Annotated in this window: 25 protein-coding genes and 1 pseudogene; 9 read left to right on the top strand and 17 right to left on the bottom strand. The window is 73.9% G+C overall.

What is annotated here, in order from left to right:
• Positions 1-130: 130 nt before the first annotated feature.
• A complete protein-coding gene (locus tag ACZ7KX_RS41025) occupies positions 131-379 on the bottom strand; it encodes a hypothetical protein (protein WP_470331048.1) in 249 nt (82 codons plus the stop codon).
• A 9-nt stretch (positions 380-388) separates the two neighbouring features.
• On the opposite strand from ACZ7KX_RS41025, the gene ACZ7KX_RS41020 reads away from it, so the two are divergent.
• Positions 389-820: a Dna2/Cas4 domain-containing protein gene (locus tag ACZ7KX_RS41020; protein WP_470331047.1), complete on the top strand. Its 432-nt coding sequence runs from the start codon at positions 389-391 to the stop codon at positions 818-820.
• Here the strand turns inward: ACZ7KX_RS41020 and ACZ7KX_RS41015 are convergent.
• Positions 762-1,169 (bottom strand): MarR family winged helix-turn-helix transcriptional regulator, encoded by a 408-nt coding sequence (locus tag ACZ7KX_RS41015; protein WP_470331046.1) that lies wholly within the window; start codon positions 1,167-1,169, stop codon positions 762-764. The two genes, ACZ7KX_RS41020 and ACZ7KX_RS41015, sit on opposite strands and share 59 nt — an antisense overlap.
• A gap of 101 nt (positions 1,170-1,270) precedes the next feature.
• Here ACZ7KX_RS41015 and ACZ7KX_RS41010 point away from each other — a divergent pair, with 101 nt between their 5' ends.
• Positions 1,271-2,059, top strand: a complete 789-nt coding sequence (locus ACZ7KX_RS41010; RefSeq protein ID WP_470331045.1) for an alpha/beta fold hydrolase — start codon at positions 1,271-1,273, stop codon at positions 2,057-2,059.
• A gap of 397 nt (positions 2,060-2,456) precedes the next feature.
• Positions 2,457-2,894, top strand: coding sequence for a DoxX family protein (locus ACZ7KX_RS41005; RefSeq protein WP_470331044.1), 438 nt, complete (start codon positions 2,457-2,459; stop codon positions 2,892-2,894).
• A 95-nt stretch (positions 2,895-2,989) separates the two neighbouring features.
• Here the strand turns inward: ACZ7KX_RS41005 and ACZ7KX_RS41000 are convergent, their stop codons facing one another.
• The 11 genes from ACZ7KX_RS41000 to ACZ7KX_RS40950 form a co-directional block, all read right to left on the bottom strand.
• Positions 2,990-3,718 carry a hypothetical protein gene (locus ACZ7KX_RS41000; RefSeq protein ID WP_470331043.1) on the bottom strand — a complete coding sequence of 243 codons (729 nt, stop codon included), beginning with the start codon at positions 3,716-3,718 and terminating at the stop codon, positions 2,990-2,992.
• A 114-nt stretch (positions 3,719-3,832) separates the two neighbouring features.
• Positions 3,833-4,060, bottom strand: coding sequence for a ferredoxin (locus tag ACZ7KX_RS40995; protein ID WP_470331042.1), 228 nt, complete (start codon positions 4,058-4,060; stop codon positions 3,833-3,835).
• Positions 4,057-5,397, bottom strand: a complete 1,341-nt coding sequence (locus ACZ7KX_RS40990) for an NADH-ubiquinone oxidoreductase-F iron-sulfur binding region domain-containing protein (protein ID WP_470331041.1) — start codon at positions 5,395-5,397, stop codon at positions 4,057-4,059. Before ACZ7KX_RS40990 ends, ACZ7KX_RS40995 begins: the two co-directional genes overlap by 4 nt.
• On the bottom strand, positions 5,394-6,137 hold the full coding sequence (locus ACZ7KX_RS40985; protein ID WP_470331040.1) for a ferric reductase-like transmembrane domain-containing protein: 744 nt from the start codon (positions 6,135-6,137) through the stop codon (positions 5,394-5,396). The genes ACZ7KX_RS40990 and ACZ7KX_RS40985 overlap by 4 nt, the downstream gene beginning before the upstream one ends.
• Positions 6,134-7,102, bottom strand: a complete 969-nt coding sequence (locus ACZ7KX_RS40980) for an FAD:protein FMN transferase (RefSeq protein WP_470331039.1) — start codon at positions 7,100-7,102, stop codon at positions 6,134-6,136. The genes ACZ7KX_RS40985 and ACZ7KX_RS40980 overlap by 4 nt, the downstream gene beginning before the upstream one ends.
• A complete protein-coding gene (locus ACZ7KX_RS40975) occupies positions 7,099-7,377 on the bottom strand; it encodes a hypothetical protein (protein WP_470331038.1) in 279 nt (92 codons plus the stop codon). Before ACZ7KX_RS40975 ends, ACZ7KX_RS40980 begins: the two co-directional genes overlap by 4 nt.
• A 234-nt stretch (positions 7,378-7,611) precedes the next feature.
• Positions 7,612-9,006 carry a sensor histidine kinase gene (locus ACZ7KX_RS40970; RefSeq protein ID WP_470331037.1) on the bottom strand — a complete coding sequence of 465 codons (1,395 nt, stop codon included), beginning with the start codon at positions 9,004-9,006 and terminating at the stop codon, positions 7,612-7,614.
• A gap of 6 nt (positions 9,007-9,012) precedes the next feature.
• A complete protein-coding gene (locus ACZ7KX_RS40965; protein ID WP_470331036.1) occupies positions 9,013-9,687 on the bottom strand; it encodes a response regulator transcription factor in 675 nt (224 codons plus the stop codon).
• A gap of 348 nt (positions 9,688-10,035) precedes the next feature.
• Positions 10,036-10,686 (bottom strand): class I SAM-dependent methyltransferase, encoded by a 651-nt coding sequence (locus ACZ7KX_RS40960; protein WP_470331035.1) that lies wholly within the window; start codon positions 10,684-10,686, stop codon positions 10,036-10,038.
• Positions 10,683-11,168, bottom strand: a complete 486-nt coding sequence (locus ACZ7KX_RS40955) for a hypothetical protein (protein WP_470331034.1) — start codon at positions 11,166-11,168, stop codon at positions 10,683-10,685. The genes ACZ7KX_RS40960 and ACZ7KX_RS40955 overlap by 4 nt, the downstream gene beginning before the upstream one ends.
• Entirely contained in the window at positions 11,165-11,464 is a 300-nt protein-coding gene (locus tag ACZ7KX_RS40950; RefSeq protein WP_470331033.1) for an ATP-binding cassette domain-containing protein, read from the bottom strand. Before ACZ7KX_RS40950 ends, ACZ7KX_RS40955 begins: the two co-directional genes overlap by 4 nt.
• 157 nt (positions 11,465-11,621) lie before the next feature.
• Between ACZ7KX_RS40950 and ACZ7KX_RS40945 the strand changes: the two genes are divergently transcribed.
• On the top strand, positions 11,622-12,830 hold the full coding sequence (locus tag ACZ7KX_RS40945; RefSeq protein ID WP_470331032.1) for a sensor histidine kinase: 1,209 nt from the start codon (positions 11,622-11,624) through the stop codon (positions 12,828-12,830).
• A complete protein-coding gene (locus ACZ7KX_RS40940; protein ID WP_470331031.1) occupies positions 12,827-13,531 on the top strand; it encodes a response regulator in 705 nt (234 codons plus the stop codon). Before ACZ7KX_RS40945 ends, ACZ7KX_RS40940 begins: the two co-directional genes overlap by 4 nt.
• A 158-nt stretch (positions 13,532-13,689) precedes the next feature.
• Here ACZ7KX_RS40940 and tsaD read toward each other — a convergent pair whose 3' ends face one another.
• On the bottom strand, positions 13,690-14,757 hold the full coding sequence (gene tsaD, locus ACZ7KX_RS40935) for a tRNA (adenosine(37)-N6)-threonylcarbamoyltransferase complex transferase subunit TsaD (protein WP_470331030.1): 1,068 nt from the start codon (positions 14,755-14,757) through the stop codon (positions 13,690-13,692).
• 215 nt (positions 14,758-14,972) lie between these two features.
• Positions 14,973-15,191 (bottom strand): hypothetical protein, encoded by a 219-nt coding sequence (locus ACZ7KX_RS40930; protein WP_470331029.1) that lies wholly within the window; start codon positions 15,189-15,191, stop codon positions 14,973-14,975.
• Between the two features lie 420 nt (positions 15,192-15,611).
• Between ACZ7KX_RS40930 and ACZ7KX_RS40925 the strand changes: the two genes are divergently transcribed.
• Positions 15,612-15,989 carry a DUF1775 domain-containing protein gene (locus ACZ7KX_RS40925; RefSeq protein ID WP_470331028.1) on the top strand — a complete coding sequence of 126 codons (378 nt, stop codon included), beginning with the start codon at positions 15,612-15,614 and terminating at the stop codon, positions 15,987-15,989.
• 158 nt (positions 15,990-16,147) lie between these two features.
• On the opposite strand, the gene ACZ7KX_RS40920 is transcribed toward ACZ7KX_RS40925, so the two are convergent.
• Both ACZ7KX_RS40920 and ACZ7KX_RS40915 read right to left on the bottom strand, forming a co-directional pair.
• Positions 16,148-17,719, bottom strand: coding sequence for a PP2C family protein-serine/threonine phosphatase (locus ACZ7KX_RS40920; protein WP_470331027.1), 1,572 nt, complete (start codon positions 17,717-17,719; stop codon positions 16,148-16,150).
• Positions 17,720-17,972: 253 nt separating this feature from the next.
• The gene (locus tag ACZ7KX_RS40915) at positions 17,973-18,347 is read right to left on the bottom strand and encodes a hypothetical protein (protein WP_470331026.1); all 375 of its coding nucleotides are present in this window, start codon (positions 18,345-18,347) and stop codon (positions 17,973-17,975) included.
• Positions 18,348-18,535: 188 nt separating this feature from the next.
• Here ACZ7KX_RS40915 and ACZ7KX_RS40910 point away from each other — a divergent pair, with 188 nt between their 5' ends.
• From ACZ7KX_RS40910 to ACZ7KX_RS40900, 3 genes and pseudogenes are all read left to right on the top strand, one after another.
• Positions 18,536-18,862 carry a thioredoxin family protein gene (locus tag ACZ7KX_RS40910; RefSeq protein ID WP_470331025.1) on the top strand — a complete coding sequence of 109 codons (327 nt, stop codon included), beginning with the start codon at positions 18,536-18,538 and terminating at the stop codon, positions 18,860-18,862.
• 362 nt (positions 18,863-19,224) lie between these two features.
• Positions 19,225-19,734, top strand: a complete 510-nt coding sequence (locus tag ACZ7KX_RS40905; protein ID WP_470331024.1) for an ATP-binding protein — start codon at positions 19,225-19,227, stop codon at positions 19,732-19,734.
• 357 nt (positions 19,735-20,091) lie between these two features.
• Positions 20,092-20,306, top strand: a pseudogene (locus ACZ7KX_RS40900) (hypothetical protein); the annotation flags it as partial.

Here is a 20,306-nt window from a genome sequence, read left to right as displayed (position 1 = left end):
CCTTTCGTGGGATCATCTGACGTACTGTCAGGGTTCCGACAGGTGCGGTGGCGAGAATCCCTTCGACCCCGAGTGCCACCCGCGCGGACGCACGCCAGGGGGAGTCACAGGCGGTGGGTGGTGCGCCGAACTACGGCGCAGCGTCGTGGTCGGCGGACGCAGCGGAAGGGGCCCGCCGGAGCGGGCCCCTTCCGGTGTCCTCAGGGTGTGACCAGAGGTTCGAGCACTGGCCCGGCCTCGATCCGGTCACCGTGTTGGGGTGTCCGTCGTTGGTGGGCGGCGGGGTGTTGCCGGAGCAGGACAGCGAGCCGCCGATCGCGTTGGCCTCGATCTCGGCGCGGGTGTCCTCGGGGGACGGGCCGGTGCCGGTCGTGTCCAAGACCTCTACATGCGCGGATACCGGCCCGAGAGTGGCAGCGACCTCGTCGCCTTCGGCGAAGTCGTCAGCGAGGCCACGTTCACGCGTGGGCGGGACGTCGACCTCGGGGAAGCCCGCATCGGCTGGGTCGCCGCCGGCGCCGTCATCCACGAGACCAAGTCCTCCCGCAGCCCCTCGCCGGCCCACGACGCCCAGGTCCGCCCACACCCCCCGACCGCCGGACCCGCGCCGCCTGCCGCGGCTGCTCCTACCGCGACTCCTGCTGGGGAACCTGATGCCCGGCGCCGGCCGCGCCTACTGGCTCACCGAACCCTGCCGCATCCGCCGCCGGGGCAGGTGCGGTCACGGACGGCAGGCCGCGGGGCACGCGGTTGTTTCGTGGTCAGGTGTCCAGGGCGGTGTCGAGCAGCGCGCCGAGTTGGTCGAGCTGTTCCGGGGTGAGAGCACGGAAGGAGTCCGCAGTGATGGCGTCGGCCGCGGCCTGACCCTCGACCCTCAGCCTGGCGCCCTCGTCCGTGAGCCGGTGGCGCACCGCGCGCCCGGGCCCCGGTATCCGTTCGATCAGGCCGCGCTCGGCCATCCGTACGGCCAGCGATCCGAAGGACTGGTCGGTCTGGAAGGTCAGCACCGCCAGGTCGTGCAGCGAGGCGTCGGGCTTGCGGTCCAGGTGGCGCAGGGTGTCCCACTGGACCACCGAGAGGCCGAGCGGTGCCAGTGCCTTGCTCAGGGCGCGGTGGTGCCGGTGCTGGAGGCGCTTGACGGCAAGGCCGACCTCTGACGGTTCACGCATGGCGGCAGTCTACCGCATATCTAAGGTTGCTTATATGCGTGCCCTTGTCTAAGGTTCATTGCATAAGGAACCTTAGATAGATGCCTCCAGGGAGATGGACGATGCCGAGCACCCCTGTTCCCGCCGGGACCCTCCGGCCCACCCGCACGCTGACGACTCCGGTCGGCCCGGTCGAGCTGACCGTCCAGGACCGCGACCGCACCCGCCCGTTCCTGCTGCTGCACGGAGGCGGCGGCGTCCGCACCATGGCCGGCTTCGCCGACCTCCTGGCCGAGCGCGCCCGCGCCAGGGTGCTGCTGCCCACCCACCCCGGATTCGCCGGCACTCCCAAGCCCGACGGTCTCGTCGGCGTCACCGGGCTGGCCCGCGCGTACGTCGCACTGCTGGAAGAGCTCGACCTCGCCGACGTCACCGTCGTCGGCAACTCCTTCGGCGGCTGGCTCGCCGCCGAGATCGCCCTGCTGGACAGCCCGCGCGTCAGCGGCGCCGTCATCATCGACGGAGTCGGCATCGAGGTGGCCGGCCACCCCATGACCAGCCTCGCCGGGATGACACCGCAGCAGATCAGCACCTACTCCTTCCACGACCCGAGCAAGGCACCCGTCCCGCCCGCCGGTCAGACCGGGCCGAGCCCCGACCTCCAGGCCCTCATCCGGTACACCGGCCCCACGATGTCGGACCCGACCCTCATCGACCGCCTGGCCGGCGTCCGCCTGCCCGTCCACGTCATCTGGGGCGAGAGCGACCGCGTCGTCACCCCGGAGTACGGTCGCGCCTACGCCGCCGCCGTCCCCGGTGCCGCGTTCACCCTGCTGCCCCGTACCGGCCACCTCCCCCAGCTGGAGACCCCCGAGGAACTCCTCGGCGCCATCCTCGACCTCGGTGCCTGACCGGCCTCCCCGGCCACCGGCCCCACCAGAAACAGAAGGCGACGGCCTCGGCGCTCAGGGGTGGAGGCGTCCGTTCTCGGCGGGCCTGCCGCCGTGCAGGGATGCGGACTGCCTCGTGGTGGTCCTGTCGCAGGCTCGTCGTGCCTGCGATGGCGCCCGGGAGGAGTCCCTGCGTCGTGGTGCCCGGCTGGTGCGCGGTCGTGTTCCGGCCGGGAGGACTCAGAGGAAGTTGAGAGGTTCGCGAATCTGGCCGCTGACATGACATGGCGTCAGTCTTGGTGTGCGAGCGTCGCGTTCGGCTGGAATCCGGTACGGGCCGTTCGCGGCGGTCGTCCGCCCGATCCCGATCCGGGACCGCCGGGCTGATCCCTCCTCGTCCCCGAGTCAAGGAGTCGTCGTGGCCACAGATCCTTCAACGCTCGTCAAGCGCACCCGGCCTGCGGTGCTGGGACTGTTCCGCATCGTGGTCTCCCTGCTGTTCGCCTGCCACGGTGCCGCGACGCTGTTCGGCGTCCTCGGAGGGGCGCACGGCAAGTCGCCGGCGGTCGGGCAGTGGCCCGGCTGGTGGGCGGCCGTCATCCAGCTGGCCGCGGGCGCCCTGGTCCTGCTCGGGGTGGCGGTCCGCCCGGCCGCCCTGTTGTGCTCGGGTTCGATGGCGTACGCCTACTTCAGCGTTCACCAGGGGCACGCGCTGTGGCCGATCCAGAACGGTGGCGAGCCGGCCGTCATGTTCTGTTGGGCCTTCCTCCTGATCGTGGTCACCGGACCGGGCCACCTCGCGCTCGGACCCGCGGTCCGGCGCCACCTCCCGGGCACGGCACCGGTCAACGCCTGACCCGCATGACCGGGCCGAGCCGCCCTGGCGGGAACACCGCCGGGACGGTCCGGCCCGGCTGCCGCGGCGACAAGGGGCTCACCCGCCGTGCGGCGTCAGCCGGCCTCGGTACCGGTGGTCAGGTCCCGGACCGGACTCGTGACTGCGGCGCGGTTTTGGCGGTGCTTGGTGTGATGCGCGGTGGTGTGCCACTGGGCGGCCAGCGGCGCGCCGGCCAGGGCCAGTGCGAGGCCGATGCCGAGCGAGGCCAGCAACAGCGACCAGCGAAGCGCCGCGCCGCGGACGCGCGGAATGTCGCGGCGGGCGGCCCGCAGCCGCAGGTCGGCGCCGACCAGAGCGGGCAGTCGCCACGCGTGCGCCAGGACGTGGACGGTGGTGGCCGCCGCCCAGCAGACGAAGGAGGCCTTGTGGAGGAAGAGGACGGGGATCGTCCCGGTGTCGCGCCCCAGGAGGGCGAGGGCGCCGCCGGTGGCCAGGACGGCGAGGGTGGTGGCGACCACGACCGGGCCGAGGAGCCGCAGCAGCGGATGGGGTGGTCCCTGTCGCCGGTAGGCGGGGTTGCCGGTGTAGTAGCGCACGATGCGGTAGCCGGTGCCGCCGAGTTTGAGGGCGACCGGCCCGGCCAGCAGCATGCCGAGGAAGAAGTGCCAGGTGAGGAGTCGGTCGAGGAACAGGATGGTCACGCCCTGGGCGGCGAGGAGCAGCAGCAGGAGGGCGCCGGTGGCGGCGATCAGCCGCCGGTTGCCTTCGGGGCCGCCGAGGCGTCCCGAAGGGACCGGCGCGGTGGTGCGCGCCGGTGCCGTGGTGCTGCCTGTCGAGCGCATGGATGGCCCGCCTTCCGCCGGTGCATGGACCGCGCCGGGTGCGCGGGGACGGCGGCCCCGCCGGTGCGGGGCCGCGAGCAGTGTGCCCGGTCGGGCACTAAGAAGTGGTTCAGGTCACGTCCGGGTGGGCCGGGAGGGGGCGGCGACCAGCCGCAGGGCGAGGACGGGACAGGCCGCGACCGCGCGTCGGGCGTCTGGCAGGAGTTCGCCGGGCACGTCGGATCCGCTGACGATCGGGTAACCCCATTCGTCGAGGGCGATCAGTTCCGGCAGCAGTTCGGCGCAGAGCCCGCGACCGTCGCATGCGATGCGGTCGACGGCGAGCCGCTGACGCCGCTTCACCGCCATCCCTCGATCTCCGGGTCCGCACGGTCGGGCACGGCGATGACCGCCGAGTGCTCGGCAGCGCCGCACGGGCCGTGCCGTACGTGGTGGTGCACGTCGTCGGCGAACACCTGCAAGGCGGTGGCGGCGAGCCGGGAAGCGCCGTCGGGGTGGCGGCAGGCGCCCCGGCCGGCCAGCAGTGCGGTCCGGCGGTGGAGTCGTTCGAGCAGGTCCGGGTCGGTGCGGCCGCCGACGAGCCGGGCGAAGTCGTCCGCGACGGCGGGCAGCCCGAACCGGCACGGCCCGCACTGGCGCGCGCTCTGGGCGGCGAGGTAGCCGAGCACCCGCGCCGTCTCGGCCAGGCCGCAGGCGTTCTCGGGCAACGCGACGAGTACGCCCGCGCCCGGCCCGGCACCGGCCCCGGCGAGTCCGCTGCGGCTGAACGGCAGGTCCGCCGCCGCGAGCGGCAGCCAGCTTCCGAAGTACCCGCCGACGAGGACCGCCCGCAGCGATTCCGACGGGCCGCCGACGGCGTCGAGGACGGCCCGGAGCGGGATGCCGAGGGGGATCTCGCGGACGCCGGGGGCGCGGACCGCGCCGCAGACGGTGACCAGGGTGGTCCCGGGTGCGTCCGGGCTGCCCGCGGCGCGGAACCACTGCGGCCCGTACCGGGCGATGAGCGCGAGGTGGGCGAGTGTCTCCACGTTGTCGACCAGGGTGGGGCGTCCGCCGACGCCCTTCTCGAACGGCCGTGGCCGAGCAGCCGAGGGGCGGGCGTCGCCGCCGTTCAGCCAGCGCACCAGTGAGGTCGCTTCACTGGAGACGTAGTGGTGCGGCAGGCCGTGCACCCGGACGGGCAGACGGTCCAGGCCGGACTGCCGGCGTTCCTCGGCCGCGGCGGTCAGCCGCTCCACCTGCCGGGGTCGCGTCCGGGGCAGACAGAGGTGGACGGCGCGGGCGCCGACCGCGGTCGCGGCCAGGACGGCGCCGTCGAGCACGAGGTGCGGTGCGAGGTCGAGCAGAGCCGCGTCCTTGCCGCTCGACGGCTCGCTCTCCATGCCATTGGCCACTACCACGGCCCGGCCGCGCCGTTCGGCGACGGAGCGGAGCTTGTGGCCGGTGGGGAACGCGGCGCCGCCCCGCCCCGTCAGCCCGGCGTCCTCGACGGCCCGGATCAACCCCGCCGCGGCCCGGCGGCCGGACGCCGTCGGCGCCGGCCCGTACCGCTGCAGGTGCTCGGTGAGCCCGGCGGGCGCCCCGGTGGCGTACCAGCCGTGCAGCAGCCGGGAGCCGGCCGGCCCTTCCGGGGCGTCCGGGTGCGGGGTGGCCCGAGCGGCAGCGGGCTGGGGCCTCACCGGTCGTCCCCCGCGCCGGTGCCGGTCCCGCTGCCGTCGTCGTCGGTGCGCCGGTCGGCGGTGGCCGACCGCGTGGCGTTGTCGTGGTGCGCCCAGCCGGTCCCTGCCGGACCGGCCGTCAGCAGCGCCAGCACCAGGACGGGCACGGCCGCCGCGGACACGGCGGCCCACAGTCGGCCGGCCCGGTGGCCGGGGCCGGCCCGCAACAGGCGCCACCACACTGCCGCCACCACGGCAGTCAGGCACCCGGCCGTCAGGGCGAGTTGAAGTGTGAGCCGGGTGTCCGTCCCGGTGCCCGCGCCGTGGAACAACGCCAGCGGCCACACCGCGTAGGCCGCCCAGTGGACCGCCTTCCACGCCCTGCGCCCGATCCGCAGCCGCAGCGCGCTGGTCAGCAGGACGGCCAGCAGCAGGTCCACGGCGAGGGCCCCCAGGCCCAGCCAGAACGGCCGGTAGGAGGAGGCGAACGGCACGACGGCGTCCAGCCACCTCAGGTGGACGAACGGGTCGGCGATCGCGGTCGCGACGTGGAGTCCGAGGAAGACCAGGGTGAGCAGTGAGAGGTTGCGGTGCAGGGCGCCGACTTCGAACCGGGCGACGCGTTCGGGCGCGTACCGGCCGCCGGCCGCGATGCCGAGGACGACGGTGGCCGTGAGCAGCAGCAGGGTCACGGTGCCGCCGGCCCTGGTCGCGTACCAGAGCGGACTCGGCGTGGCGGCGAGCTGCACGGTGGTGGTCATCGGGGGCCTCCCTGCGGGTCGGCGGGCGGACGGGCAGGGGAGGGGTCCGCGGGCCAGCCGCCGACGACCACCACGGAGCCGTCCGTGCGCACCAGCCGGGCCGGCAGGCCGAGCCCGCGCAACCAGCCGGGGGCGCGCGGGCCGAGGACGATCGCCGCGGTGGCCGCGGTGTTGGCGTCCACGCAGCTCGCGGCGGCGACGCTGACCGTCCGCCAGAACGGGGCGGGGACGTCGCCGGTGACGGGGTCCACGATGTGGTGGAGCGTGCGGCCTCCGCGCCGCCAGCTCCGCACGGTGGTGCCCGAGGTGGCAAGCCCTCCGCCGGTGACGGACACCACGGGTGCGGCGCCGTCCGGTGGAGCTGCGTGGTCGTCGGCGATCGCCACCTGCCAGCCACCCGCGGGGGCGGGGCCGGCGACCGCCAGGTCACCGCCGAGGCAGACCAGCACCCCGCACCCCGCCGCTCGCGCGGCATGCTCGGCCGCGCGGTCCGCGGCCAGTGCCTTCGCCGTCGCCCCGAGGTCGAGACCGGTGCCGGCGGGCAGGCACAGTCGGCGCGTCGCGGGATCCCACGCGACGCTGCGCCAGCCGGCCGGGCGTACCGGGGCCACCGGGCCGACGTCGTCGGGGCGGACGGAGGCGAAGCTCCGGTCGTAGCCGAGCGTCGTCACCGAGGGACCGACGGTGGGGTCGACGGCGCCGTCGGTGACCCGTGCGGCCCGCAGGGCGGCGTCGATCGCCTCGGCGAACAGTGGACCGGCGGTGACCGGGCCGGTGGCGCGGTTGGCGCGGGAGAGTTCGGAGTCGGGCCGGAACCTGCTGCAGGCGAGGTCGATCGCCGCCAGTTCCGCCCTGAGCACCCGCAGGGCGTCCGCGTGGCCGTCGGGGTCGGCCACCAGCAGGACCGCGGTCGTCCCGAGTGCGGGAAACGTCGTCGTCGAGGGCCGGACGGCCGGGGCGGTCATGACGCCCCCGAGGTGGCGGAAGGCGCCTGGGAGGGCGGGGCGACCGGTGCGGGGGCCTGGGCGGGTGGCCGAAGCGTGCCCGACTGCGGGGTCGGAGCCCCGGGCGCGGGCGTCGTGGCGGTGCCCGGCAGTTGGCTGTGGTACGCGGCGCCCAGGACCGCCGTGCCCGCGGCGGCCGTGGCCAGTGCGGCGGCGGTGACCACGCCGACGCGCCGCAGCCCGCGGTCGCGCCGACGGACGGCGGGGTCGATGTGCAGGGGGTCGGAGTCCGGCATCGTGCACCTCCCGGCGGCGGCGCCCCGGCACCCGGTGTCGAGGGTGCGGGGTCGGCGGGGTCGCCTCCGTGTCATCCGGTTTCCAGCGTCCGCCACGGGAGGTCGGAATCCCGTTCAGAAATCCTTCGGATCCGGTAAAGGTCGGCGCAGCACCGGACCACGGCGGGCCGGAAGGGCCTCGGCGCGGCCCGGACGGCCGAGGCGGCCGAGTACCCGGACGACGCCGAGGAGGGGTCAGCCGGTCTCCTGGGCGGGGCGGCCGGGCTCCTGCCCGCCGCGCGGAACGGCGGGAAGCTCCAGCACGACTGTCAGTCCGCCGCCCGGGGTCTCCTCCAACCGGGCCGTGCCGCCGTTGGCCGACGCCAGCCGGTGCACGATGGCCAGGCCCAGGCCGGTGCCGCGCGCCTGCGGGTTGCCGAAGCGCCGGAAGGCGGCCGCCCTCGCGTCCGGGCTCATCCCCGGTCCGTCGTCGACGACCCGCAGTTCCGTGCCGGGCCCGAAGGAGGCCGCCGCGGGTGCCGTCTCCAGGCGGACTCGGCCGCCTGCGGGCACCGCGTCCAGGGCGTTGGCCAGCAGGTTGTCGAGCAACTGTTCCACGTCGCCGGTGCCCAGGTACACGGTGGGTCGGCCCGGGCAGTGCGCGCCCAGCTCGACGTGCCGTTCGTCGGCCACCGGCTCCCAGGCGGCGATCCGCTCCGCGACGACGTCGTCCAGACGCACCGGGACGGGCGTGGGCACCGCGTTCTCCGCCCGGGCGGCGGCCAGCAGGCCGTCCACCAGGCGGGACAGCCGGGCGATCTCCTCCTGGGCGCCGGCGAGTTCGACCGCGTCCTCGCCCTCGGCGTCCGCGGCCAGCAGGTCCAGTCGCAGCCGCAGTGCCGTCAGTGGGGTCCGAAGCTGGTGGGACACGTCCGCGGTCACCGCGCGGTGCCCGTGCACCAGGGCCTCGGTGCGAGCGGCCATGGTGTTGAAGGTGGCGGCGAGCCGACGTACCTCCTCCGGTCCGGAGCCCGCCGGGGCGCGGACGTCCAGCGCGCCTTCTCCCAGGCGGCGGGCGGCGGCGTCCACCGCCTGGAGCGGACGCCCGACCCAGCGGGCCAGCCGTACTGACACCAGAGTCCCGAGGCCGAGCCCGACGACGCCGATGAGCGCGAGCCAGACCCGGACCGCGGCGATCCGGTCGTCCAGCGGATCGGCGGAGCGCACCAGAACGGCCACACCGACCGGGGTGGCCTCATCGCCGATCGGCGCGGCCACCGTCAGCGTGTCGTCGGCGTGGAGGGTGACGGTGCCCGGGTGGGCGAGAGCCGAGGCCACCAGGCGCTGGGCGGTTCCGGAGGTCGCCGCGGCGCACGAGGTGCGGGCGATCACCCGGCCCGCCGCGTCGTACACGGCCGCGCACCCGCCGGTGTTCTGCGTGTCGTCAAGCAGCTCGCGCAGCTCCGTGTCGGGCCTGTGGTCGGAGAGGTGTTCCTCCGCGGCGGAGGCCAGGGTGCGGGCCGCGGCCTGTGCCGCGCCCCGGAACGACGTCTCCTCCCGCTCGGTCAGCAGCACGCCCAACGGGACGACTGCGAGCACCAGCAGGACGGTGACCAGGGCCAGGACGGTCAGGGCGATCCGCCGGGTCATCGCCGCTCAGCCCGGTTCGCCGAGACGGAAGCCCCGGCCGTAGACGGTTTCCACCAGGCCGGGCACGCCGAGCTTGCGCCGCAGCGCCGCCATGTGGACGTCCAGCACCTTGGTGGGCCCGTACCAGTGCTCGTCCCAGGCCCTCTCCAGGATCTCCTGCCGGGAGACGACCCGGCCCGGGTCGACGGCCAGGCACTCAAGGATGTCGAACTCCTTCGGGGTCAGCGCCACCTCCGTCCCGTCGACGGTCACCTTGCGCGTCCGCGGGTCGACGACCAGCAGGCCGTGCCGCAGCAGCTGCGGCACGGCCGGGCGCGTGCGTCGGAGCACCGCGCGGATCCGGGCCAGCAGCTCGGCCAGGCCGAACGGCTTCACCAGGTAGTCGTCCGCGCCCTCGTCCAGGGCCGAGACGCGGTCGCTCTCCTCACCCCGCGCGGTCACCACGATGATCGCCGCGTCGCCGCGTCGCCGCAGTCGGCGGCACACCTCGACACCGTCCAGGTCGGGCAGGCCCAGGTCGAGCAGGACCACGTCCGGCTGCGGGGCGACAGTGAGGGCCGCGTGGCCCGTCCTGACGCTCTGCGCCGCGTACCCGGCCCGCTGCAGGCCCCTGACCAGCAGCCGGGCGATCCCCGCGTCGTCCTCGACCACCAGGACCCGTACCGCCGCCGTGTCGTGCATGGCCCCAGCGTAGAAGGCGTGCCCGGGCCGGGCCCCACCCCGGGTCTCCGGCAGGGGGCGGCGACCGGGTCGTCCGGGGCGGTCGGACGGGAAGAACGTGGCCTGGCGGCGCGTCCCCGTTACCGGTGGATCCGGAGTACCGGCTGGTAGCTCCGGCGGCCGGACGCCGCGCAGGCTGACCGCGCTCGGCCTTCGGGGCGAGGTCGGCCACCGGAGCCCGCACCGCCGGCGTACGGCCGGCCCGCAACGCCGGCACCGAAGCCGTGGCGCCGACGACGAGCAAGGTGCCCGGCGGCACCACGGCGCTGAAGGGGATCCCTCGGCCGCGTGGCGACGGTTGTCGGTGCGCTACGGGGCCGACGGGACCGGTTCATTCCGGTGGCAGGGGTTGAAGCGGGCCAGGTAGGCCATGGTGGGGCCGTGTCGTGTCTCCAGGTGGAGGCCGGAGGCGTCGGCGAGGCGGTGGAGTCGGCTGAAGGGGATCCAGTGCCGGTCGAAGAACTCGCCCACCACGAGCCTGCCGGTCGGCGCGAGTACCCGGGCGGCCTCACTCAGGACCCGGCCGGGTTCGGGGATCTCGCCGAGTGCGGTGACGAGATAGACCGCGTCGAAGGTCCTCTCGTCGAAGGGCAGGGCCCGGGCGTCGGATTCGGTGGCGGTGATGTTCGTGATGCCGCGCTCTTCGGCACGACGGGTCACGTGGTCGAGCATCTCCGGCTGGATGTCGACGATGTCGAGCCGTCCCTCCGGGCCGAGTTGTGGCGCTGTGTGCAGGGACTGCAGGCCGGTGCCGGGGCCGATCTCCAGGATCCGTTCCCCGGGCCGGGGGCGGAGTATCCCGTCGAGACGCCCACAGGTTAGGTAGGGCAGGGGGATGTCGAGCAGGCCTCGCTGCGCGTACGGGTAGGGCGCCTTGTCGCCGAACCACCAGGCTGCCGCCGCGGCGCCGCCGGCGGCGGCCAGACCCCAGCGGGTACGGCGAGCGGTCAAAACAGTCATGATCCCTCCAGGGAACGAAATCGGTAAGAAGCACGGGCGCTGCGAGGTCGGCCGAGATCTGAGCGTGGGAGCGTTCGGACGGCCAGGACGGCACAGACGACCGCCAGGGGCAGCTCGGGGAAGACCGCCATGGCCACCGCCACGGCCCGGTCCCCACCTGGTGCGGCCGTGACGACGTCGAACCAGGCGTCCACCACCGGTAGCGGCGCGGTCGCGGCCGCCGCCAGGCAGCCGCGGGGGTCACGTCGTCCGAGGAGTGTGCCGGCGGCGATCAGGCCGAGCGCCTCCAAGCTGTCGAATCCCGCCCATGCCGTCGACCAGTGCGTCGTCACCGCCGTGGCCGGCAGCCCGAACGCCAGCACGAACAGCCACGGGACCAGCGCCAGACCGGAACCGATCAGCACGAACGCCGGCCAACGCGGCCCGGGCCGGCGCGCCGGGCGGCCGGGACCGGCGCGCTGGAAGGACATGAGGGTGCTCATCGGCCGGCTCCCCGGAGAGCCCCGCGGTCCGTCGCGCCGGCCCCCGCAGGACGGCAGGGGCGGACCGGCCCGACGGACGCCGGCGCGGTGACGGTGAGGAGACGGATCCGGGCGAAGGCGTCGCCGATCAGCTCGTGCACGGTCGTGCCGCCGATCAGGTTCGGCAGCGTGGACTTCCCACTGCCGGAATGGCCGAGGATCGCCACACAGTCACCGGACGCCACGGACAAGGTCACACCGGCCGGCGCGGGCGGGCCGTCATCGTATTTCTTCGTCGTCTCGCGGACGTCGATCATCGGCGCATTCGTCATGGTCACGAACCTACGAACAGGGCGTGATCCGCCGCGTCGGCCGGTGGATGTCACCGTTCCCCAGGCCGTCGGTTCGGGGGTGTACCCCGCGTACATCCCCGGGGCGACGCGCGGAGCCGACGCCGCTGAATACGATCTCCGCATGGAAGAGCTTCTCCAGCGCCTCTCGACATCGAAGCGCGTGACCTGGCTGACGGACCGGGCCGTGGTGCTGGCCGCCGCGTGCTTCTACGCGCTGATGCTCTGCTGGTCGATCGCTCAGGATCATGACCACGACGGCCCGTTCCGGCTTCCCGGCCTCGGGCCCTACGAGCTGATCGGTCTGTGCGTCGTGCTCGCCCTTCCGGTCCTGCTGATGCGCCGTCTGCCGGCGTCGGTCTTCGCGGTGGTCCTGGGCGAATCGGTCCTCGGCCACGTCTTCGGCGTGCGGCCCTGGATCGTGTTCGTCCTGCTCGTCGTCCTGGGCGGGCACCTCGCCGTCCGGCGGCCGAAGGCTGCCGCCGTCGGCTCCGTCGCGGCCGTCGCGGCCGCGTTCGTCGAGAACATCCACGTCTACCCCGGGGAGACCCTCGGCGACGCGGCCCAGTGGGCCGGGCAGTTCGCGTTGTGGTTCGCGGTCGCGTGGGTCTTCGGGGGGGTGTACCGCAAACGCAGTGAATACCTCGGAGCCTTGCACGAGCAGAGGGCGGCCCGCGCCGTCGTCACCGAGCGGCTGCGGATCGCCCGCGAACTGCACGACAGCGTCGCGCACAGCATCGGGATCATCACGGTGCTGTCGGGAGCGGCGGCGCGGGTCGTGGACACCAAGCCCGAGCAGACGCGGCAGGCGCTGACCGGCATCGAGACCACCAGCCGCCAGACGCTGCTCGAACTGCAGCGCATGCTCGGGGCGCTCCGCCGCGCCGAGCCGGACGACGCCATGCCGGGAGCCGCTCCGCTGGCGCCGGCCGGCAGCCTGGCTGACGTCCCGCGGCTCGCCGAACGCACGGCCGACGCCGGGGTGCGGGTCGACGTGGCCTGGCGGGGCGAGCAGCGTCCGCTGCCGCCGGAGATCGAACTGTCGGCGTTCCGGATCATCCAGGAGTCGGTGACGAACGTGGTGCGGCATTCCGGGGCGCGGACGTGCCGGGTCGCGGTCGGCTACGAGCCGGAGGGAGTGACGATCGAGGTGGTGGACGACGGGGACGACGGTCCCGGCGGGCCCGGCCGACCCAGGCACCCGGCTGTGGCCGGCGGGAGCGGCTTCGGCCTGCTCGGCATGCGCGAGCGCGTGTCGCTGCTGTCCGGCCAGTTCAGCGCGGGCCGGCGTCCGGAGGGCGGATTCCGGGTGACGGCGAGGATCCCGGCATGAGCGTGCGGGTACTGCTGGTCGATGACCAGCCGCTGATGCTGGTCGGGCTCGGGATCCTGATCGGCGGCACCACCGACCTGGAGGTGGTCGGCGAGGCCGGCGACGGCCGCGAGGCGGTGCGCCTGGTGCGTGAACTGCGGCCGGACGTCGTGGTGATGGACATCCGGATGCCGGGCATGGACGGGATCGAGGCGACCCGGCAGGCGACCGCCGAGCCGGACCCGCCCAAGGTGCTGGTGCTGACGACCTTCGACGACGACGAGTACGTCTACGGCGCTCTGCGCGCCGGCGCCAGCGGATTCCTGCTCAAGAGCATGGCCCTGGACGCGATCCTGGACGCGATCCGCGTGGTGGCGGCCGGCGACGCGTTGATCGCGCCGAGCGTCACCCGACGGCTGATCGCCGACTTCGCCGGAACCTCCGCCACCCCCGCCACCCCGGCCACCCCCGAGGCCCCCGCACCGGCCACCGAGTCCGCCGCGGACTCGCGTCTCATCGGGGGGATCACCGACCGGGAGCGCGAGGTGCTGGCCCTGGTCGGACGGGGACTGTCGAACACGGAGATAGCCGAGGAGCTGGTGATCAGCGCGGCGACGGCGAAGACCCATGTCGCGCGGCTGTTCGCCAAGCTCGAAGCCCGGGACCGCGTCCACCTGGCGATCATCGCCTACGAGAACGGACTCACGCCGGGCAGACGGTAGGGCTGGGGTCAGCAATGACGATCGCCGACCACGAGTTCGCCGCGTTCGCCGGATGCGCGAGCCCACCCACCTGGCCGCGGCGGGATTCGGGCCGAGGTCGTTCAGGAAGTCACGGACCGGTGCGGGTGCCGAAACAGGCGGACGTCCATCGGCGGGCGTCAGGCGGCGCGGGTGACGGCGAGTGGGGTGAGGGAGGCGTACTCCAGCGGGGCGGAGGGATCGATGGACAGGTTCATCGGGGCGGGTTCGGCGCCGGCGCGCACGAGCAGGTCGCCGATGGCGGCGATCATGGCGCCGTTGTCGGTGCACAGGCGCAGCGCCGGCACCCGCAGGGTGATTCCGGCGGCCGCGCAGCGTTGTTCGGTGAGGGCGCGGATGCGGGAGTTGGCGGCGACGCCGCCGACCACGACGAGGGTGCCGATGCCGTGGTCGGTGCAGGCGCGGACGGCCTTGCGGGTGAGGGTGTCCGCGATCGCTTCCTGGAGGGCGGCGGCCGCATCGGGCACGTGGGGTTCGGTGCCGGCGGCGCGTCGGGCCTCGACCCAGCGGGCGGCGGCGGTCTTGAGGCCGGAGAAGGAGAAGGCGTACGGGGGGTCGTCCGGTCCGCTGAGCGGGCGCGGCAGGCGTACCGAGCGGGGGTCGCCGTCGCGGGCGGCGCGGTCGATGGCGGGCCCGCCCGGGTAGGGCAGGCGGAGGATGCGGGCGACCTTGTCGAAGCACTCGCCGGCGGCGTCGTCCAGGGTGTCGCCGAGGTGGACGATCGGGTCGCGGGCGAGGTCGCGCACGAGCAGCAGCGAGGTGTGGCCGCCGGAGACGATCAGGACGATGCAGGGGTCGGGCAGCGGCCCGCCGTCCAGGGTGGCGGCGGCCACGTGCCCGGCCAGGTGGTGGACGCCGTAGAGCGGGATGCCGAGGCTGAAGGCGTAGCCCTTGGCGGCGGCCACGCCGACCTGCAGGGCTCCGGACAGGCCCGGGCCGGCGGTGACGGCGACGGCGCCGACGTCGGCCAGGGTGAGCCCGGCCCGGTCCAGCGCCTCCTGGACGACGGGCGCCATGGCGTGGACGTGCGCGCGGGCGGCGATCTCCGGCACCACTCCGCCGTAGCGGGCGTGTTCGTCCATGGACGACGCCACCGCGTGGCCCAGTAGCACCCCGTCACGGACCAGCCCCGCGCCGGTCTCGTCGCAGGACGACTCGATCCCCAGGACCACCGGCGATCCGACCATGCATGCAGCTCCTTGTTGCAATTGATTGGCAACTGCATATTAAGTGCAACAGAGGCTCGGTGGTGCCATCGGCGTCCCGTCGCGGACGCCGGGGTCGGGGTCGGGGTGGCCCGCCCATCAGCCGTCCGTCGTGGCAGCAGCCCCGGCGGATGGGTGGGCCGTGGGCCGCCCGGCAGCGCGGAAGCACGGTGCAGGGCGGCCCCGACGGCGGTCTGTCAGGTCGTCGCCGTCGCCGTGGCGTCGTCGAGCGCGCCGGACTTCGCCTGGGCGAGCAGGTCGGCGAACTGTTCGCGGCTCATCTGGATCTGCTGGCCGAAGTCGTCGGTGATGCGCACCCGCTTGTCCGCGGGGGCGTCGCTGTCGAGGAACAGCTGCGGGCAGCCGCAGTTGCAGTTGCCGCAGAACGTGGCGATCGGGAGGTCGGGGTTTCGCATGGTTGCTGCTCTCCTGTCCAGGTCGGCCGCAGGCCGGCCTGTTCGGCCCGCAGGAAGGGGTTCCCGGGGTTCCCCTGCCCTTGGACGGGAATCGGTGCGTGACGGTCGGGCTCGGGCGGGCAGTGGCGCCCGGCCGGGTGCTCGGGAGGCAACCGGCCGAGGGTGGCACCTTGCCGGCCCTCGCCGTAGCGTGCCCGCCGGTCGACGTGCGTCGGTGACCGGCTCGCGGGCAGGCGCTGGACCGGTAGTCGGATGCGACGGGGCGGAAGTTCCCGCGCAGACGGATGACGTGGGTGATGCGTCGGGCTCCGTGCTCCACCGGACCTGTTCCCGGGCCGGGCGGCAACGGTCGTGTCCCACGATCACGGGGGCGTTCGCAACGGGGCAGCTGGGCCCGCACCTGCTGTTCCGGTCCGACCCGTGGGCGCGTCTGCGTGGTCGGTCGAAGCCGGTCGCCGGTTCGGGCGGGCACGTCCACCTCCACCACCCGGCGACGATGACCGGCGGCCCCTGCAGACCTACGACGACGGCAACGTGGTGCGCTGGATCGACGAGACCGTGGCCGGTCAGCCCGAGCCCCAGCACCCGGCCCCGGCGCTGACCCTCACCAAGGCCACCGCCGACGGCGACGGTGACCATCCGGCGGCCGCTCCGACGGCGGCACCCGCAGCCGCCGCCGGCTCCTCCTCGTCCGACACCACCGCCCGCACGCTGGGCATCGTGGGCATCGTCGTCGGCGTGGCCGGTACCGCCTTCGGCGTGCTGAGCCTGCGCCGCCGCAACACCCCGCAGTCCTGACACCACCCCGGGTGGGCGCCGGACCCGGCGCCCACCCGGGAGGAGCGGAGGCTCCGAGAGGGGCCGTCAGACCGCGGACGGAACCGTGCGGCTACCCGCGCAAGGCCCGACCCGCGCAAGGCCCGACCCCGGGCCGGTCCCGCCGTGGTCCGGAGCGGTCAGCGGCTGATGTGCAGGGCGCAGATGTCGTCGCGGCGGGCCTCCGGGGCGACGAGTGCCCGTACGAGGCCGTCCAGGAAGCGCGGGGTGCCGGCGTGGGTCGCGGCGGTTCGGGCCAGGCGGGCCAGGCCCTCGTCGATGGGCTCGTTCGGCCTTTCGACCAGGCCGTCCGTGTAGAGGAGCAGGTGGTCGCCGGGGAGCAGGTCAAGGGTGGCTGCCGCGTAGCGGGGCGTGGTGGTCGCTCCGAGCAGGATGCCCGTGGGGGGCGGCAGGAAGCGAGCCTCGCCCTGGCGCAGCAGCAGGGGTGGCGGGTGGCCGGCCCGCACCCAGGTGAGTCGGGAGGTGGCGGGCTGGTACACGGCCATGATCATGGTGGCCGTGTTGCAGGTCCGCTCGGTGGTGTGCAGCAGCAGCGTGTTCAGGCCGGCGAGGACGGTGGGCAGGGGCGTGCCGGTGATGGCCATGCCTTTGGCGGTGAAGCGCAGCAGGGCCATGGCGGCCACCGCGTCCAGTCCGTGGCCGGCGACGTCGCCGACGACGAACAGGGAGCTGCCATCGGGCAGTTCGATGGCGCTGTACCAGTCGCCGCCGAGGTTGAGGCCTTCCTGGACGGGCTGGTAGGCGATGTCCACGGTGAGGTCGGCCAGGTGCAGAACCTGCTGGGGCACCGGCAGCAGGGTGTTCTGGAGACGGGCGGCCAGATCGCGTTCGGCGGTCAGCAGGCTCTGCTGGGCGAGGGCGGTCTGCTGGTGCTCCAGCAACTGCTCTTCGGCGCGCTTGGCGGCGGTGAGGTCCTGGAAGAAGCCGTGGACCCGGACGGGATGTCCCTGTGCGTCGTTCTCGGTCTCGGCCACTATCCGTACGTGCCGCGTCACCTTCCGGGGCAGGCTGATCCGGAAGGTGCGGTCGAGCGGCTCGCCGGTCTTCAGCAGGGCCTCGACCGCGCAGTCCAGCGCCGGACGGTCTTCTGCTTCGGCGTGGGCGGACAGGTCCTCCAGGGTCATCGGGCCCAGCGACCGGTCCCGATCGAAGATCGAGTACACCTCCTCCGACCAGATGATCTCGCCGTGGACCAGGTCCCGGTCCACCCAGCCCATGCGGCCGAGGCGCTGCATGAGGGCCAGTCGGCGCTGTTCGCGTTCGCTGCTGTCCAGACGGTCCCAGGAGACGATCAGCCCGTCGTGGCAAGGCACCGCCCGCACGCTGTACCGGGAGCGGTGCGGGACGCCGGCGGCGGCCGCCTCGTACTCCAGCTCCCCCTCGTAGCCGACCCCGGCCTTCAACGCTCTCAGGTAACCCTGCCACAGGTCGCTGCCGGCCACGCCGGGGTACGTCCGGAGGACGCTCAGTCCCACGAGGTCCGGGCCCCGGCGCCCGCCGATGTCGACCGCCTCGGGTGAGGTGGCCACGAACCGGAAGTCCGTCGCTTCGCCCTGTGACCCGAACTCCGGCTGGAGGAAGACCACCGAACCGGGAAGGCCCGCCAGGACCTGCCGGACCACCGCGACCGCCGGGTCGCTCCCCGCCGTCGGGCCTCCGCCCGGCCCCGGCACCACCGATCGGTCCGTCATGCTACGAGCATGCCACGCCACGGCAGCCGGCACCCTCGTCCGGGAAGATGCTCCCGGGGCGCCGTTCGTGCATCAACGGCGATGCCGCCCGGGCAGGGTGGAAGGCGACGAGTGCCTTCGGGCACCGGCCGATTCCCCGGAGGCCGTCCGGTACGTGCCTGGGCTGAGTGCGCCGGATCCGGTAGAACTCCCGTTGGTTGGGCACACGTCGGTTGGGTCCTCCGGTTCGAGGAGGTGACGGAGATGACCGCGATCACGGTGAAGAAGCGCCCTGCGCCCCAGCGCCCGCAACCGCCGCTCGATCTGCGGACGCCCTCGGGCCGTCCACTCCCGTACTGAACGCACATCGCAAGGCGCCCCGGTGGAAGGCCGCCGAACCCTCGGCGGGTGCCCGGCTGATCCCGGGGACCGTGCCGACGGCCAGGCAGCCCGCGAGCAGCAGGGCGGGCACCAGAACCACGGGTGCGGGCGGGCGGTGTCCCGGTTCCCGGACCTCGGGCTCTTCGCCCTCGCCGCTGGTGGCGGCGGCCTCCGGGTGCTCGCGGGGCGGGAGCCCGGCTCCGGCGAACACGCGCAGGGCCGCGCGCAGCACCGCGCCGCCGGTGAGCGCGGAGACCAGGACGAACATCGCGGGCAGCCAAGCCAGTTCGTGTCCGGCGGCCTCCTGCGGCGGCCTTGCCGAGCCCGGTGCCGAACGGCGGCAGCCCGGCGAGGGCCAGCGCGCCGAGGTCGAACAACAGCCCGGGCAGGCGGAGTTCGCGGGCCCGGCCGTGCAGTCCGTGCTGCTCGGCCGCGGCGACCGCCGAGGGAGGCGGCATGGTCAAGCGGATCGAAGGAATTGCCGAATTCGATGAACTCCTGGCCTCGGGGTCCTTCCTCGTCGTCCATTTCACGGCTGCCGGGAGTGGCGCGTCATGCGAAATGGCGCCCCTCTTCGAAAGGCAGAGCGAGGAGAATCCATCGGTCGAATTCGTAGCGGTCGACATCGCCGCTCTCCCCGAGATCGGTGAACGGTACGGAGTCCGTACCCTGCCCACGTTCGTGATCTTCAAGGGCGAGCACAGCCGGGATTCCGTCATCGGCCCGAACGAGGGCGCTCTGCGGGCCATGCTCCGAATCCTCCGAAAGGTCACCGGGGATTGACCGAACGGGTTCGGGGATGGGAGCGGGCGTGCGGGTGGAAGCTCATGGCGGGGCGTCTTGCCGGGTCTCTTCGGGTGAAACCCCGGGCGGCGGCGAACGCCGGGCCGGCTCTTCGGCAGGGGGCGTGGTCGATCGCCTCAGGTTCTGCTCGTCGGAACGTGTAGCCGGACCGGGGCGGAGCAGACGCGAGGCATGGGCGATGAGCACGTGGTCCGTGGGGCGTGCGACTGGAGGTGGTCGACCCCGGCGATTCCGTACCGACCTGGAAACGGCGCCTGACGGCGTCCTGAAATGCCCCGGACGAGGCGCCGGAGGTCCGCCACGTTGCTCGTCCTCCCGATCCTGCGTGAGGAGGACCACCCATGAACGGCCCCGGACGCGGCCCGCTGTCGGGCCCCGGCGGGACGTCGCCCCCGGAGCAGACCCGATTCCTCGCCCTGTCCGGCTGTGAGGGCGCGGTTCGGTGCTGTCGTGAGTTCAGCCGGCAGGCCCTTCTGCGCTGGCACTGGCTTCCCGCGGCGGACGACGAGCAGCTGGCCGTGGCACAGGACGTGCTGCTGATGGTCTCGGAACTGGTCACCAACGCGTGTCTGCACACCCCCGGAGGACCCCGCGGGCTGCGGCTCCGCTGGAACGGCTCCCGGATCCGGGTGGAGGTCGCGGACGCGAGTCCCGTGCTGCCGCGGTTGCGCCGCCGCGCCGATCTGGGTCGGCCCGGCGGGCTCGGTCTGCTGGTGGTGGACCGGCTCTCCGGAGCGTGGGGCGCCGTGCGGGAGGGCGGGGGGAAGGTGGTCTGGCTGGAGGTGCCTTCCCCGGTGGACCACCACGTCCGCCACCGGTCGTGGCATTCTGCGGGCTTTCCCGGCTGGTGAGCCCGGCCCGGTCGCGATCCGGCCCCGGGGTGCAGTTCTCGTTCCGGCCCGGGATGCGGTTCTGCGACGCGGGCGTACGGGAGTTCCCGGGCTTCTCTCCCGGTCGTGTCCGTTGCCCGAACACCCTGCCCGGGGCAGGGCGCACAAATCGAGCGATATACGAATAAGATGTCGTGCATCGGGTAGAAACCCGGCGAAGCGGTGGCAGCGAGTCGCCGCCCCGCTTCCGCACCCGTAGGTGCCACCGGGGCCGTCGCTTGAAGAAGCCGGGCAGGGGTCCTGGGGAACGAAGCCCGGGCGCACGGGCGTCACCGCTCGTGGGCCGGGCAGTCACCCCGATGCCCAGGAGAAGTCACCGTGTCCGCCTCTACGGAAACCGGTCACCATGCCGACCTGACGGCCTCACTCGCGTCGGACCTCCCGTCCGACCTCCCTGCCGACCTGCCCCCGCGCCCGACCGAAGCGCAGCTGCGCGTCATGGGGAAGTCCGAGGCCCGGGAACTCAGCGACGCGTTGTTCGAGCGCCTGGCCGGCCTCGCCCGCGAGAGTCACGCCTACAGCTACGTCCGCGG

It is taken from the genome of Kitasatospora sp. NPDC038210, assembly GCF_055600605.1.
Note: the sequence above shows the minus strand (reverse complement) of the source record. Positions and strands in the feature narration are given on the sequence as shown.